Raw genomic sequence first — 14676 nt, 5'->3', positions numbered from 1 at the left:
GAACAACTCGGCCGCCCCCATCCGGATGTGCTCGCGAAATGCCCGTCGCTCCGCGGTCAGCCCGCCCCCTTGCGGATACCTCATGCAACCGGCCTCCTGCGACAACCACCGCTTGTCAGCCACGACATCGCGCCAACAAAGTCAGTAACAACGCTCGTGATCAATACACCTAGACCTTGGCCGCAGCCTTCTCGGCGCGTGCGCTCTCGGCAGGGCCGGGCGCCGCGACGTTGGCGGTGTCGTGCTCGGGCGCCGTGTAGAACACCGTGCTTCCCTGCTTGGAGCGCTCCGCCAGGCTCTTGGAGACGAGGTTCTCCAGCGCGTTGCGCACCAGTTGGGTGTTGGTCCCTGCGCGTCCCGGGTACGCCTGGGCCAGGGCCGCGACCACCTCGCTGACCTTCAGCGGCTCGTTGGTGAGGAGCCGCTGCACCAGTTCATGCAGGTAGGGCCCGGTCTTCTTGGCTGCCGCGTGCGTCGGCTTCGCCCCGCGGCCGGGCTTGGAGGACCGTTCCGCCTTCTTCGGCTGCTGGCGGCGGGGGGTACCGTCCGACTTCATTGCCTTCGCACGTCGTGGCTGTGGAACGGCCTGCGGCGCGGCTGCCGTGTCGGGGGTGGCATCCGCGTGGCTGTTCGGTGAGCCGTCCTCGGACACCGGCAGGGCGGCTGGTTCCTTCACCGGCGTGACAGGTGCCCCGGCCTTGGTCCCGCACATTTCGGACAGCAGCTTGTGGTCGTGCTAGAGCCGCGCGAGACGTGCCTGCAGGTCCGTGATCTGCGAGCGACTCGCTCTTGTTCCTGCTCGTTGGTCTCCAGCACGCCGGCAAGCTGTTCTGTGTACTGGTCCTGGGGGTTGGTATTGTCCGGTTCGTTGGACATGGCAGCTCGCTCTCGTTGCGGGGGTGATGAGGCCGGATGCTACTCACCCCGGGGTGGCGGTAGTTGCGATAACGGGCGATATGCACTCTGCAGTGACGTGACTGACCAACCATCATGCTCCGCAGTTGATCGCGTAGCTGTCCGGTTGGAGGCCCGGACGCGACCGAGTCCGGCCCGTTCGTCCCCAGACGCGATCCTATGCTGCTCCGGGAACCGCCGGGTTGCTGAGCGTCGAGCGGGAGGGATGCCATGACCAGCGCGAGTGCCCACTGGCACACGGATGCTGCCTGTCGGACGACGGACTCGGAGGAGTTGTTCGCCGACGCTGCGGAGCAGAAACGCGCCAGGGCTTTCTGCGTCGGGTGCCCGGTACGGACTGACTGCCTGGCCGAGGCGCTCGACTTCCGGATCGAGTTCGGCGGGTGGGGCGGCATGACGGAGCGCGAGCGCAGGGTGCTGCTACGTGGCCGACCCGGGCGTCGCCTCGTGGCGGGATGTGCTGGAGGAGGCTCGCCGCGCGCACGAGCAGCCGCGTGCGAGCTGACCTGACCGACACCGGTGTTGCCGACGTGACACGCTCCATCCTGAAACTGGTCATCGGCCGGTTCTGCTGCCCGGCCCAGGCACCGGGTACCGAGAGCCTCAGCAACTTCGCCGAGATAGGCATCGGTTCGTACCGGAAGGTCAGCTGCGCGGACGGCAACAGCGCGTGTCGCAGTGGAATTTACGGTGCGGAAGAGGTCTGACGCGCGTAGAGGACGCAAGCGGGGCGCATACGTCCGCTTTGCGCTCGGGGGCGACGCGCCGAATCGGGGCGCCCGGGTGCGGTAGTTCCTGCCTCTGTCGTCGACCAGCCCATGCGGCGTGACCGTGGACTGTGCTCCGCGTCTCCTCTGCGTCTCCGGGCAGGAATTGCGTCCGATCACGCTCACCGACTTCGTCGCCCGCCAGACCACCGGCACGGTAACCACATCTCGTGACTGACCGCGCCCGCGACGAGGCGGCCGCCTGCGCGGGCGCACCGACGGCGACGGCGGACTTCCGCCCTCGTCCCGCGCGATCATCTCCCCCTACGACTCCCCGGCCTGCTACGCGCGCCGGGGACAGACCCCCGCTGGAAGGGATTCGCCGCCCATCTCACCGAGACCTGCTCATCCGACGGCGCCAACGTGATCACGGACGTGGCCACCACTGCGGCAACCACAAACGTTTCCCAGGCTCTGCCCGGCATCCACACCCGCCTGGGGCGCCGCGCCTGCTGCCCGCCGAGCACCTCGTCGACGGCGGCTACACCTCCCTGGTCCCCTGGAACAGGCCGCCCGGGAACATCAGGTCACGGTCACCGGACCGCTGCCGGGCAACCCCACCCGCCAGCACCGCAGGAACGAAGGCTTCGGCCGGGACGACTTCCACATCGACTTCGACCGCCGGCAGGTCACCTGCCCGCAAGGTCAGGTCAGCAGGGGCTGGGACGGCCCTTACCCCACCTCCTCGCCTTCTGCGGCCCCGCTGATCGTGGCTCGGTTCACCAAGGGCCAGTGCCAGCCCTGCCCGGTCCGCACCCAGTGCACCACCTCCCGCGAACGCGCACGGAACGTGGGCTTTCCCCGCGAGAACTCCGCGACCTGCAAGTCCGTGTCCGCGCTGAACAGCAGACGCCCGAGTGGCAAGCCGCTATGCGGTCCGCTCCGGAGTGGAGGGCAGCGTCAACGAGTTCGCCCACGGCCACGGCATGCGCCGCTGCCGAGGACAGCCGAAAGTCCACCTGCAGCACGATGTTCACGGCCATCGCCGTGAACATCGAGCGTCTTAGCGGCCTGCCACCGACCGGAGAAGCACCCCTGCCCCGGCCACCGACCTCTTCCAGGACTTCCTGGACCAGCACGGTCCCCCCGGCTGAAGTCCTGGCGGGCCGTCAGCGGCTGATTTCGACAGCTCCAAGATCCCCGACAGAGTCAAGCTTATGGTCATGCCGAACTGTGCAGCGGCCTGGAGCTGGGCGGCCTTGAAGTCGGCGCCCGTGACCGTCGCCGGGTGGTTGACGTAGCGGGCTCCGTGCAGTGGTCAACGCTCGCGTTCCTCCCACCGGAAAGTGATCGCTGTCAAGCCGGTCAGGACCGCACTGGTCAATAGCAGCAGCCCGCTGCTGTAGAGGGTGGAATACTGTGCAGGTAGCCCGGTGAGCGTGTGCCTCAGCAGGTCTCCCATATAGGTGAACGGAAGGAGCTCGGCCGCCTCTGCGACGGGCGAAGGGAACAGTGTTACCGGCAGTAGGACACCGCTGAGCATGAGCATGGCGGGAACGGCGACGCCGAGCAACGGAGTCACCAGCCCCGGTGAGGCGAACAGACCGCCGAGGAAGTAGCCCAGTGCAGTGAGCGTGACGAAGCACAGCAGCAACGTCCACAGCAGCAGAACAGGGTGGCTTGTATTCAGCGCGCCGCCTGCAGATGCCATTGCTCCGACCAGCACCAGCTCGGCGCCCACCACTACGGCGCGTGCGGGTACCAGCGCGGTAACGAAGGTCAGTGGTGTCACTGGCGTGAGGCCGACCGCGCGCAGTACCCCGCGCTGCCGCAGCACTGTCAGTGGTACCGCCGTCCCGGTCGTGGCGAGCGAAGTCATGGCCAGCAGGAGCACCGCCGGCAGCCCGAAGGCGAGACTGTCGACCGGAGCAGCGCCCGGTGCAGGGCTGACGTCCGGGAGAAAGGTGAACAGCAGGACGAAGCCGAGCGGGAACACGACCGACAAACCGAAGTTCACCGGGTCGCGGGCAAGTTCGCGCCCACTGGTCAGGGCAAGCTGGCGGAAGGAGGCGAGTTTGGGCATCAGTCTTCCTCTTCCTGCTCGCGTCCGGTCAGTGCGATGAATACGTCATGAAGAGAGCCGGGGCAAATTTGCATCGTTGTCGTTGATACCTGGCCTAGTCGGCTGATGCGCTGTGCTGTGCGCTCGGCTTCGGCGGTCAGTAGCCGGGTCTCGTAATTGCTGCCGCGTCTGTGTACCGAGACCCCTCGCACCCCGGGAAGGGCGGAGAGCCGGTCTTTCTCCGGCGGAGCGGACGTGCGTACCGTGATCACACTTGGGGCGTGTCGACGCACAAGATCTGCAGGCGCACCGTCGGCGAGAACACGGCCCTTGTCCATGATCAGTACCCGGTCGCACAGGACCTCGGCTTCTTCCATGGAGTGAGTGGTGACCAGCACTGTGTCACCTCTGCGCCGCTCGCTGACGGCATTCCAGATCAGTTCTCGGGCGTTCGGGTCGAGCCCTGCCGTGGGCTCGTCCAGCAGCATGAGCTCGCACTGCCCGGCGAGCGCCAAGGCCAGTCTCAGTCGTTGGTGCTGACCGCCGGACAGGGCCTTGGCCTGCTGGTCGGCCGCTGTCGTCAGGCCGACTGAGTCTATAAGTTCCGCTGCCGAACGGGGCCTTGGGTAAAAGGAGCACCACAGGTGGACCGTCTCCTTCACCGTCAGATACTGGAACAGCGTGCCCGACTGCGGTTGCACGCTGACCCGGACCGAGAGCGACCGCTGATCCTTGCGCGGGTCGAGCTGCAACACCTGAATCAGCCCGGAGTTCAGCTTCCTCAGACCGGCGATCGCCTCCAGCATCGTCGTCTTGCCCGCGCCGTTGGGACCCAGCATGCCCAGCACCTCGCCGCGAGCGGCGGTCAGGTCGACCCCGCAAAGCGCCTGGACCGAGCCATAGCTCTTCACTGCCTGACTGACCTGGATGACGTTGTGATCCTCGTCCAGTGAGGCCCACATGCGGTCATCGTCCATAAGCGTCATCGTCATGTCTCCTTTCTCGGCCGCTCAGTGGGCCTGAGTTCTTTCAGGCCTGGCAAACTTCCCCCTGTCGCGGTCCGGGCGGTGGGCACTGGTGTGCCCACCCGGCACTACAGTCGGTCTGCTTCGTCGGCCAATGCGTCCTCCTCCACTGGCAGGCCGACTGCGAACCCCATCACTGGCACTTCGGTGTGCAGGTCGATGTCGGTGTGCTGACGCAGAACGTGGGGAAGCACACCTGCGAATCCGCAAGCGGCCAGCCGCTGGTGGGCGGCGGTCAGCCAGGCAGCCGCTATCGCAGCAGCCCCACGCAGTTGCAGCCGTCGGTAGCCGTGCGCACCGTCGTGCTGGGCCATCGGCATGAGTGGCCCGTGCGAGATGACCAGAGCTGGGGCTGCGGCGAACTCCACCTGCAGAACGGCGTTCGCCGGGTCAAAGTCAGCAGGCAGCGCATTGAGCAGAACAAGCTCGGCCTTCTCCGGCATGAAGCGGTAGAAGCCCGGGACGAGTCCGGTCACGCGCAGTGCCAGCACGGTGAGCGTGATCGGGAAGTCGTGGGCATTGGGCCAGCCTTCCCTCGTTGCCGTATCGGCCTCCGCCAGCAGGTGCAGCAGTTGGTGAAGGGGGAGCGGATCCGGGTGGTAGCGTCGCAGCGAGCGGCGCATGGCGAGCGCCTTGGCCAGTTGACCGTGCGTCGCGGCGGCGGGGGGGAACGGGCCGGCGGCCGACGTACGTGGCGAGTGCTCGTGCAGCTCTGATGACAGTGCGTTCACCAGGTGGCCTGGTGCGGGCATCGGCGGCATTGACTCGTCAGCCGGAACTTCAGGTGCCGTCCCGAGTGAAGCAGTCAGTTTCATGTGTCCATCTCCAGGCCGACGACGGCCACTACAGGTTCGGCAGTGTGTGCGACACCGATGAGGTCGGCCACGTCGGCGAACGCGGCGCGCTCGGCGCAGACGGCTGACCAGCCCACCGCGTTGGCGACTCTGGTCAGGTGGTACATAGCGAATCCGGCGTCCAGCATGCAGAGGCGCATCCCAAAGGAGTTGTACTTCGACGTCACACGCCCCAGGGCTCCGGTCAGCACGACGGCGGCCGGCCCACCGACCAGCACCTCAGCCTGGGCCAGCCCGGTGGTTTCGAACGTCCTCAGCATCACAAGTCGGTGATCGAAGGGCTCGTAGACGAACACACCCGGCGGTAGCTGGGGCAAGCTGGTGTTCACCAGATAGCCCGTCGTCGAGCCCAGGTTTCCCCCGGTGGGCGCGAAGCGCTGCACTTGGCGGGGCAGCACTTCGCGAACACCGAGAGCGAAACGCAGCACGCAGCTCAACTGCTCCAGCGGAATGTGGAGGCCAGTGGAATCCCACTGTGCCAGGTCGCCAGGCGTCACCTCCGGCAGCGCGAAGCGGCGGTGCGAATGGAATTCCTTGCGCTCGAACTGCTTGCTCAGATTGGCCACCCGGTAGTGAGTCTGGTGTGCCTTCGGGTCGGTCAGCTCCCGCGGGGGGAATCGGACTGCATGGTCGTAGGCCGGTGCCAGTGAGCGCCGCGCAGTCTGGTCGTCATCTACCGGGCAAGGGGGAACGGTGACCAGCAGCTGCTCGGCTGCCCAGGTGTCCAAGTCGAACCGAAGCGCACCACGGATTGAGCTCGGCCGCCCTAGGCCGGTAAGCAGGTACAGCACCTCGGTTGCCACCAGGGCCAGGGCGGCCTGCTGATGCTGCGGCACGGTGTGATCTTTCGACTCGGGGTGACTGCCTGACCACTGGGTGTAGGACGGCGACACACGCCGGTCGAAGCGCGGGCCCAGGTGCAGCACCGGGCCCTCCAGAACTACGCGCAGCCACGGCAGATTGCGGACGGCTGCCTGCTCGTCGAGCTCGCTGAAAGTCTGCTGAGGTTCCGGGGCCGCCGCTACGGCGACCACGAGAGCGGCGCCGTCCTGAGGGTTTGCACCGTTGGCCCGGTCATGCGGGCGGCGGACTACCAGGCCCAGCTCTTCCAGCATCGTGGCGAGATCCGCGCCGAGGGCCGGGTCGCCGACCACCTCGACCGGCTGGTCCGGGAGGGTGCGGAGCACAGCGTCCGTGCTGCGATGCCGCCGCGTGGTGTCCAGTGCCCGGCCGAGCCAGAGCGCGACCGGCGTGGCTGGGGCGGGTGGATCGTCGCCCTCCTCCAGCAGGCCGCGGGTGTAGAGCAGGGCAACTGCCGCGCGGATGTGCTCTTCCGGGGCTCCAAGGCGGGCAGCCAGCTGTGAGATTGTCTGTTCACCGTTGAGTTGCTGCAGCAACTGGGGCAGCAAGCCGGTGGCAGCGCTGCCGCGGAAGGTCTGCCGCTCGGCAGCGCCCTCAACGAGAAGGAGATTGTCGAACTCGAGTATCGCCATTCCTGGGAGCAGCCGCGGCCGCCGGGGCATGTGGAACTGCGGATCGCGTTCGACCGCTTGCAGCATGTCGTTAGCTGTTGCGTGCGATGTGGCGGGGAGTTGTTCGGCCATCAGTGTGCCTCCCGCAGCGTGGCCGTCGCGCTCGCCACCGCCAGGAGTGTCACCCAGGACCTGTCACGCTCCTCCGACAACCAGGGTGAGCGGGCGTTGCCGTGCCGACCGACCAGCTTTCCTGCTCTCGCGTCCAGGGCAAAGCAATCCAGCATCCGCACCCGCTGCAGCTCGTCGTCGTCTCCGCAGCGAAGCCTGTGGAGCACGTCGAGCGCGGTATGCGAGGCCAGGGTCACCAATGTGGGCAGGTATCCACGGGGGGCGGTATTGGGCACGGATGCGTAGCGCTCTTCGGCTAGACGGCGGACCTCCCGGTCTGGGGAGTGCTGCCGGATCCGGCGGCGGAAGCAGTCCATCGTGGCGCTCGCGGTGGGTCCGAGCACCGGGCCAATGCGCAGGTAGGGATGCTCCAGTGCTACCGGCAGCAGGAGCGCTCGGTGGTGCAACGCCCATTGATCGGCGGCCCGCTCCAGGTCCGTTCTTGGGCGGTTGGTAACCAGCACCAGGGCATCGGCAACAGGCCATGTCTCGCCGCAGGACGTCGTCGCGTCGCTGTCCACGACCGTTGTCACCCGGTGCATACGACCGACTTGTTCGGCGACAGCGGCGCCAAAGTCACCGCAGTGGACCACCAGCAACCGGCCTGAGTCACGGGCTGTCACGGGATGTGCGTGCATTGTTCTCTCTCCCTCACGCGAACGGCTGTGGCCAAGGATTGAGATCGGCCTCGGCTCGTACGGGGTGACCCATGCGGGCAGGTGCTTCGTACAACCGGGGGTGGCCACGGAACTGGGCCCGGTACGCGAAGGAGAGTGGCTGGAGACCGGGCACCAGTGTCCGCACTGCAGTCATTCCGGCTTCTCTGGCCTCGTCGGTGGTCAGGTCGACGGCGTAAGCCGAGTACCCCCCGGCCCGCAGCCGCTCCAGCACGGCGATCAGCTCTTGGTCGGGGTCATCACCGTGCAGGTTGGGCAGTTCGGAGATTCGGCGGGTGTGCGGGCTGCTGAGAAGGAAGTCGAAAGCTTGCGCGCGCGCGGCACTGGCCATGTGCAAGGCGCCGTCGAATACGGTCATGAACTCTGCAGGATCGGTGCGTTCCACGGCATGCATCCCATAGGCCAAGCGGCAGGAGACGATTTCTCGCGTCGCTTTGACGACGGCGTCCACCGGGTCGAGGTCCGTGGCACAACCGACGACGTTGTGATACTGCTCGCTGTACTCCGCGATCCGCACGGCGTAAACGGTAGGTACGCCGATGTCGGTGGTGGCGTCGAACAGTTCAACGCGCATCCCCGGCACGCCGAGGGACCGGTCGAGCATGTTCGCGGCGCGGTCTGGCAGTTGGTCCAGCTCCAGGCGCGGCAATTGCAGCATCTGCAGCCAGGTCAGTGCGATGGCGTCCCGCTCGATGACCTCGCACAGCCCCTTGGCCAACGCGACGCGTGGATCGGAATGAATGGCGCACCCGGTGGAGATGGGGTTGGTTATCAGCTCCGCGGGCGTGCTGGAAGCGATGTACAGCCAGACATATATTGCCGGGATCCACACGGGGCGTGCCTCGTGCAGGTTCACGCCGCGCACCCAGCGGATCGGCTCAGTAGGGTCCGGGCGGCGTAGGGGTTGGCCCGGCATCGCGAGTTCGGCGTCGGACAGACGGGGCAGCCCGCCGAGGTCGAGGGCCTCGGAGCCCAGTTCCGCTGCTGTTGCGGTGATCAACTGCTGCGGCGTCCAGACCGCCGAGCAGTAGCGCTCCAACGACTCGGCGATGGACAGCCAACGGGCGGTGTGAGGATCCAGCGCGCCACCTGCGCCGTCGAGCTCACCAGGGGTGCTGATGCCTTCACGATCCCGATAAACGCTCACCGGGTCGACAGACTCTGCGAGGTCGCCCAGCTGACTGGTGAATATAGGCACCGCCGGCTCGCCTTGTACATCGGGTAGCCACACCGCCCGGCTCACGAGGCCGCCGAACGGGGAGACCAATCGATCCAGCCGGTCGGCCACCTCGGGCCGGCTAGTCGGCCCGTCGTTCTTCGGTAGCTCGGAGACTGTCATGCGGGCTCTCCTTCCAGGTGACCGAGCGGCGGCGCCACGGTAAGTGAGTGGTGCAGGATGCGGGCCGCTACCGCCTCTGCTATCGCGGGTGCACCCAGCCGGTTGTGTGTGAGGTGGGCGTGGTGGAACAGCAGGTATGCCGCTGGCGCACTTCCGGCGTTCTTGCGCGTGCGGCAATGAGTGACCGACTTGAGAGCTTCGAGGTAGTCCCGCCATGGATCCGCAGCCCTTTCGGGAAGGTGCATGGCTGTGGCGATCCGCATCACCGACTCGGCCCGCTGCTGAGCCGCCTTGCCGAGGCCGGCACGCTGGACCCGGGACATCCCGGTCGTCCAATAGCGCCAGTAGTGGTACAGGAAGGATGACCGATGGGTGGCAGGCAACAACTCGGCCACGGCAGAAAGGTGCTGCACCATCAACGGGAGTTGGCTGCCGGCCGCGATCCCGCTAGTGCCGTTGAGCAGGGCGAGAACAAAGTCGCTCGACGCGGAGAAGACTCGTTCGGCATCAGTGACGCCACTAGTACCAGGATACTTCGCAGTCTCCTGCTCATAGTAGTCGAGCACCGCCGACCAGCCGGGGCGGCGGGCCGAGTCAATGAGCTGCCGCTCCAGCAGGTCTCGGCATTCGACGGTGGTGTGGAACCGCAGTCGTAGATGCGAGCCGAGCTGGTCGGTGAAGCGGAGGAAGAACCAGAGTGCCGCCGGGTCCGCAGCGTGCAGCTTGCCCACCAGCTCAGGGACGAGTTCCTGCAGTACGGTGCCCGTGACGTCACCGTCTGGTTCGGTCGCCGGACCCGCCATCCTGTAGTAGAGCCAGTCCCGGTGCATCACGACCACCCTCGAGCCGTAGGAGCGCACCCGGCCAGAATCATGAGCTCAACGGTGTGCCGCGAGCCGTCCTTGCCCCTCACCCAGTGCTGATCCCGTCGAGGCAGCGGCTCCACGACTCGTACGTCAGCCATCTGGCGCAGAAGGGGCAAGAGTGCTGCCGCCACCGTGTGTGGATGGTCCAGGCTGAACCATGCGGGCTTGTCGGCCGACACGGCCATCATCGTGACAACGGGACGGACGAATCCCTCGCCCGGAACGCCGTTGGCCGCGAACCACTCACGCAGCTGGAGCAGATGGTATGCCCCGAGCCGCTCACCGGGACTCGGCACCGGAACGAGCCGACTGGGTATTTGCCACTCCGCCCGGCGCAGCACCACTCGGCCTTGTTCCACGCGGGGCCGGTGGATAACTGTCTCGTCCGTGCTGTTCCGCCACGGGTTTGGAGCCTGGTGCAGGCTGATCGGCCGGAACGTCCACGGATCGGTAAGCAGTGCCAACAGCCGGGGAAGCGGGGAGATTGCCACCGCCGGAACCACACCCAGATAGTGCAGAGCGACGGGCTGGTGACTCCGGTCGGTAACTTGCAGGATGTCGTTGTGCGCATCATGGTGCAGTCGCAGATCGCCGATGGGCACTTCGCCTCGGTTGCCCGTTTCCGCCCAGTCCAATGCCGGAAGCACCGTGTCCGGCACGACCTGCATCTCCGAGACCTCTGCACCTACCCGCAGTTGTAGCAGTCGGCAGTCCGGCTGGGCTTGTGCCAGCCAGCGCGGCAGCTCCTCGACAAGCCGGGCACCGAGCACACCGGCGTTATGGCAGCGGGCGATCACCCCTGATCCGCCCGCATTCATCTGGTTGATCACCATCCGGTAGCGCCCGGCCGTCAGGTCGCTGGCACTTTCGGCAGCCAGCTGCGCGAACAGGGTTGCGGTGAGTGGAGCGAGGGAACCGTGGCCCCTCCGCAACGCGCTCCGCAACTCATCTTCGCCGGGCGGGTGGTCAAACTTCTGCACGGCGCTGCGCAGGTACTCCCGCTCGGTGCGTGGGTGGCGCAAAAACGACTCCAGGAATCCGAGTATGTCGTCGCAGCGGCCGCCTCGTCCGAAACGGCGCTGGAAGTCGGCGACGAGCCGCTGGTACAGCAGCGTGACCCTGGCCTGGGCCATCTGCGTGGACAGCGCGGCGCTCATGTCAGAACCGACCTGTGGGGGCAATAGCAGATTGGTGCCGGGGTCCTCAACGGTCTCGTGCCAGACGTGGATGTCAGCAGCCCACGGAGGCAACGGCGCATCGGCCAACCCGACGATCCGGCTCACCTCCCGGCGTACCCGGCGCTCGAGCCTGACCCGTTCTGCCGCGTCCGCAGCTGGGTAACGGCGCTCCGCCTCGGCCAGAGCGCCGCAAGCCGCGGTGGCCGCGCCACGGACGCCGGCTCTCTGCAGCATCTCGTGCAGCGCATCGAAATAGCTGACGGCGTCTTTGTCCCACGGAGTGTCGACCACAACAAGTCCAAGATCGAGCAATCGCCGCAGGGCGCCAGGGTCCTGGGCGAGCAGGCGACACCGCTCTACCGGATCGGCCAGCAATTCCCGATCCCGGCCGACGTGCACCACTTCGTGGGTGAACAGGACATTGTCGCGCACCTCAACGCTGCGTCGCACGGCGAGCGGGCCGTGCTCGCTGTTCCTGAAGCCGACTCCGCGCAGCGGTGGGAAGGCGGGAGCGGTATCCCGGGTGGTGGCTAGGGCATGCAGCACGAGCACGGCGAGTATGCGGGATAACCCAGTGCGGCGCGTCAGACCATCGGTTGCCACGCAGGTGGACGAGACGTGAGCGAGGTCGGCGGCCGCTAGCGTCGTCAGTCCGCTGAACGGGCTTGTCTTCAGGGCGGCCCTGGTCAGATAGGAGGTCAGCGTGCGCGCCCCGCGGCCGTCCAGCCGCAGGTCGCCGGGCTTACCCGTGAGCAGTGCGTCAACTAGCGTCGGTGATGCGACCGCTAGCGACGTCAGCCATTGATGGTCGGTTAGGGTGGTCACCAAGCGATCCCCAATGACCGAGCTTTCAAGCGCGAGGTGGCGCTCCGCCTGGGCAAGCTCAGTCGCAGCCTGCGCCTGCAGCTCGAGCCAGCGGGTCACCAACAAGCCAAGCTGCTCGCTCAGATGGTCCGCGAGCTGGGTGGCGTCGCGCCTTGTCCGCGTGACACAGCGTTCGTTGAAGATGTCCCGTTTGAGCCGCAATACGATTCGCCGCTCATGCTCGGGAAGGTTCGGCACCAACGTGTGCAGTCGATCGACGATCTGCGTGGCCAACTGCCTCGCGTCGGCCCTCGCCCGCTGGGCGCCGGCCAGAGCCGGCGCGGTTCGTGGCGCCGCCAGCAGGTCCACTGCGGCCACGTCCACCGAGCAGCGGCGCAGCACGAAAGGGCTGAACAGCCGGAGTGACATCGGATTGGCATCGCCCACCAGGCTCTCTGTGGTCATGAAAGGAGCCCCTTCAGCGACGAGTACAGCCAAGAGGCGAGGAGCGCGAAGGTGACCAGCACATACGCCACGGACGCCATGCCGTAGGCCCAGTAGCACGCCCGGGCGCGCCGGGTCGCCGCCGCCAGGAAGCTCGGCAGAGGGCGGCGCAGCAAGCGATGCAGAGTGTAGGTAACGGCTCGGTTGCGCAGGTTGACCTGCCCTGTGATCGTCTCCAACGCATGCTGGCCGTCGGTGGGAAGCAGTGGGTTGAAGTTGAACAGCAGTACGATCACCTCGTTGAACAGCAGCAGGTGCAGAACTCGGGCGATCTCACCGTCGGCCAGCGTAAGCGCGGACGCGACGGCCCCGATGCACAGCGAGTCGGACAACGGGCCAGCGAGGCTGATCGCTACGCGAGGCCAGCGCTTGGGGAGCCGATACGAGTCGCTGCAGTCGACGTAAGCAATGGGGATCACGTGATACCACAATGCAACACCTACGCCCCGGACTTGGACGCCGTAGTACCGGCAGGCCACCCCGTGTGCGGTCTCGTGCAGGCACATTTGCAGCAAGAACGCTGCGATGACCATCCAGGCCACAGATGGCGGGGGAATCGCCGTTGGCAGTCCCTTCGCGATCAGCGTGCCCACGCCGAAGAGGTAGCCCACCGGGCCGAGTACCCACGCGCCGGCCAACAGCCGGCGGGCTACTCGATGACGTAGCGGTTGCGCCAGCCAAGCGAAGACCCGATCCGCTCGGGCGGCGGATAGCTTCAGCTTTGAAGCGGGCACCTTGAGCTGACTGCGAGCCACCCGGCTGCCCGTATCGAGACGGACAGCTGCCACTCCGTCAAGCAGGTTCGCCTGCCGCAGGTCCAGGAGCAGAGCCTGCAGGCGGGTTGTGAGTTCCCTCTGAGGAACTGCGCTCCGCTGCGCCACGTACTCGCGGAGGTCGGCCAGTGTGGTCCCCGCTCTCAGTCTCGGCAGCAGTACCGTGGCTGGGCGGCTGAGCAGCGTGTAGCGGCCCGACTGAGGGTCGAACAACATGGGATGGTCATCTGGTCCAGGAAGAACCTCGATGCCAGGAACCAGACGGATCGGGTCCCTCTCCCCGATGTCGATTCCGGTATCTGCGGCCATCGATGAACTCCTTATGTGGCAGATTTCAAGACGGCGGCCAGGCGGTGGGTTTCAAACCTGCACTCCTTCCAGGACCTGACGCGCCCGGATGCCGGGGTCGCGACCAGCGGCGAGCCGACACAGGCCCAGCCGCTGGCCGCACACTGACGTGAAATCAGCAAGGCGGTACGCTGCTGCAACCCAGGGTGCTCCCACTACTGAGGGAGCCCGCAGGACATGAGAGACTACCAACGGTGCTCGCCGTGCCGGCACAGCAGAAGCCAGCGCTGACTTCGTTCGGCAGCGATTCCGACCAGAAGGTGGTCTCCTGCAGGTCCGCCTCGTCTGCAACCAAATCAAGATTCGGTACGCTCATGACCACTCCTATATCGTGCTAATGCTCCGTGCTTAACAATTGCCAGTGCTACTCGCAGTTCCGGCGGTCGAGATACACCCGGCAGGACAGCTAAAGCACCCGACAGTGCTAGCGGAGGCAGACGTACAAGCGCCGGCCGCGGTCTGCTCCGGCAGCTCGGTCAGCCACAGATCGAGCTGATTGGCCTCGTCCGCGACAAGGTCCAGTTCATATTTCATCTTGATTCCTCCTTGGTCGAGCTCATGCAGTGAGGTCAGATTGATGCAGAAAGCCTGGCCTCACTGATTTCATGCTGGCAGGGGAATTTGGTGCCTTTGCGCTGGGTGGCTTTGACCAAGTGTGAAGCCCTGGCGTCAACGGTTTCTGCTCCTTGCGACAGTCGAGACCGCAACTGATCGTATGGCGCCTTTCGCAGAAGCTAGGCTAACAGTGCGGCGCAGGCAAGTGGTTCACGGGAAATTGCCTGCGATCAGCGCGAGTTGAGTACTAAATACTCAGATGCCATCAGGTGAATACGGAAACCCTGTGAGGTGTCGTAGCGCCTTGCCCTGCGATGGACACCTCAGCGTTCTAGTGCCGCATCAGGCAACGTTCGCCCTGTCGTGACGCGTTGCTGGGTTTGCTGCGCCGGATGGCATCGGACGGCCAGAATGATCGCGTGGCTG

Annotated in this window: 14 protein-coding genes and 2 pseudogenes; 3 read left to right on the top strand and 13 right to left on the bottom strand. The window is 66.2% G+C overall.

Annotated elements, in window-relative coordinates:
- Together AC0699_RS37950 and AC0699_RS37945 are read right to left on the bottom strand one after the other, a co-directional pair.
- Positions 1-84: pseudogene (locus tag AC0699_RS37950) on the bottom strand (helix-turn-helix domain-containing protein); the annotation flags it as partial.
- A gap of 85 nt (positions 85-169) precedes the next feature.
- Complete coding sequence (locus AC0699_RS37945; protein WP_478670465.1) at positions 170-556, bottom strand: hypothetical protein; 387 nt, start codon at positions 554-556, stop codon at positions 170-172.
- 569 nt (positions 557-1125) lie between these two features.
- Between AC0699_RS37945 and AC0699_RS37940 the strand changes: the two are divergent.
- The 3 genes and pseudogenes from AC0699_RS37940 (at position 1126) to AC0699_RS37930 (ending at position 2673) form a co-directional block, all read left to right on the top strand.
- Positions 1126-1420 (top strand): annotated as a pseudogene (locus tag AC0699_RS37940) (WhiB family transcriptional regulator).
- The gene (locus AC0699_RS37935) at positions 1410-1622 is read left to right on the top strand and encodes a hypothetical protein (RefSeq protein WP_478670476.1); all 213 of its coding nucleotides are present in this window, start codon (positions 1410-1412) and stop codon (positions 1620-1622) included. Before AC0699_RS37940 ends, AC0699_RS37935 begins: the two are co-directional and overlap by 11 nt.
- Positions 1623-2067: 445 nt before the next feature.
- The gene (locus AC0699_RS37930) at positions 2068-2673 is read left to right on the top strand and encodes a transposase (protein ID WP_478670473.1); all 606 of its coding nucleotides are present in this window, start codon (positions 2068-2070) and stop codon (positions 2671-2673) included.
- Between the two features lie 267 nt (positions 2674-2940).
- On the opposite strand, the gene AC0699_RS37925 is transcribed toward AC0699_RS37930, so the two are convergent.
- The 11 genes from AC0699_RS37925 to AC0699_RS37875 all read right to left on the bottom strand — a co-directional run bounded on the left by AC0699_RS37925 (position 2941) and on the right by AC0699_RS37875 (position 14229).
- Positions 2941-3705, bottom strand: a complete 765-nt coding sequence (locus tag AC0699_RS37925) for an ABC transporter permease (RefSeq protein ID WP_478670461.1) — start codon at positions 3703-3705, stop codon at positions 2941-2943.
- Positions 3705-4676 carry an ABC transporter ATP-binding protein gene (locus AC0699_RS37920; protein WP_478670456.1) on the bottom strand — a complete coding sequence of 324 codons (972 nt, stop codon included), beginning with the start codon at positions 4674-4676 and terminating at the stop codon, positions 3705-3707. Before AC0699_RS37920 ends, AC0699_RS37925 begins: the two co-directional genes overlap by 1 nt.
- 101 nt (positions 4677-4777) lie before the next feature.
- Positions 4778-5524, bottom strand: a complete 747-nt coding sequence (locus AC0699_RS37915; protein WP_478670452.1) for a nitroreductase family protein — start codon at positions 5522-5524, stop codon at positions 4778-4780.
- The gene (locus tag AC0699_RS37910) at positions 5521-7167 is read right to left on the bottom strand and encodes a nitroreductase family protein (protein WP_478670447.1); all 1647 of its coding nucleotides are present in this window, start codon (positions 7165-7167) and stop codon (positions 5521-5523) included. The genes AC0699_RS37915 and AC0699_RS37910 overlap by 4 nt, the downstream gene beginning before the upstream one ends.
- Entirely contained in the window at positions 7167-7727 is a 561-nt protein-coding gene (locus AC0699_RS37905; RefSeq protein ID WP_478670444.1) for a hypothetical protein, read from the bottom strand. The genes AC0699_RS37910 and AC0699_RS37905 overlap by 1 nt, the downstream gene beginning before the upstream one ends.
- A 130-nt stretch (positions 7728-7857) precedes the next feature.
- Positions 7858-9222, bottom strand: coding sequence for a YcaO-like family protein (locus AC0699_RS37900; RefSeq protein ID WP_478670439.1), 1365 nt, complete (start codon positions 9220-9222; stop codon positions 7858-7860).
- Positions 9219-10052, bottom strand: a complete 834-nt coding sequence (locus AC0699_RS37895; protein WP_478670468.1) for a thiopeptide-type bacteriocin biosynthesis protein — start codon at positions 10050-10052, stop codon at positions 9219-9221. Before AC0699_RS37895 ends, AC0699_RS37900 begins: the two co-directional genes overlap by 4 nt.
- Entirely contained in the window at positions 10052-12535 is a 2484-nt protein-coding gene (locus AC0699_RS37890) for a lantibiotic dehydratase family protein (protein ID WP_478670434.1), read from the bottom strand. The genes AC0699_RS37895 and AC0699_RS37890 overlap by 1 nt, the downstream gene beginning before the upstream one ends.
- A complete protein-coding gene (locus tag AC0699_RS37885; protein ID WP_478670430.1) occupies positions 12532-13656 on the bottom strand; it encodes a PqqD family protein in 1125 nt (374 codons plus the stop codon). Before AC0699_RS37885 ends, AC0699_RS37890 begins: the two co-directional genes overlap by 4 nt.
- Before the next feature lie 154 nt (positions 13657-13810).
- The gene (locus tag AC0699_RS37880; protein WP_478670426.1) at positions 13811-14011 is read right to left on the bottom strand and encodes a thiocillin family RiPP; all 201 of its coding nucleotides are present in this window, start codon (positions 14009-14011) and stop codon (positions 13811-13813) included.
- 32 nt (positions 14012-14043) lie between these two features.
- A complete protein-coding gene (locus AC0699_RS37875) occupies positions 14044-14229 on the bottom strand; it encodes a thiocillin family RiPP (RefSeq protein ID WP_478670422.1) in 186 nt (61 codons plus the stop codon).
- Positions 14230-14676 lie beyond the last annotated feature (447 nt).

The sequence above is a fragment of the Streptomyces sp. NPDC043870 genome, assembly GCF_056435785.1.
The sequence above is the reverse complement of the archived record's forward strand: the minus strand, read 5'-3'. Positions and strand labels throughout refer to the sequence as shown.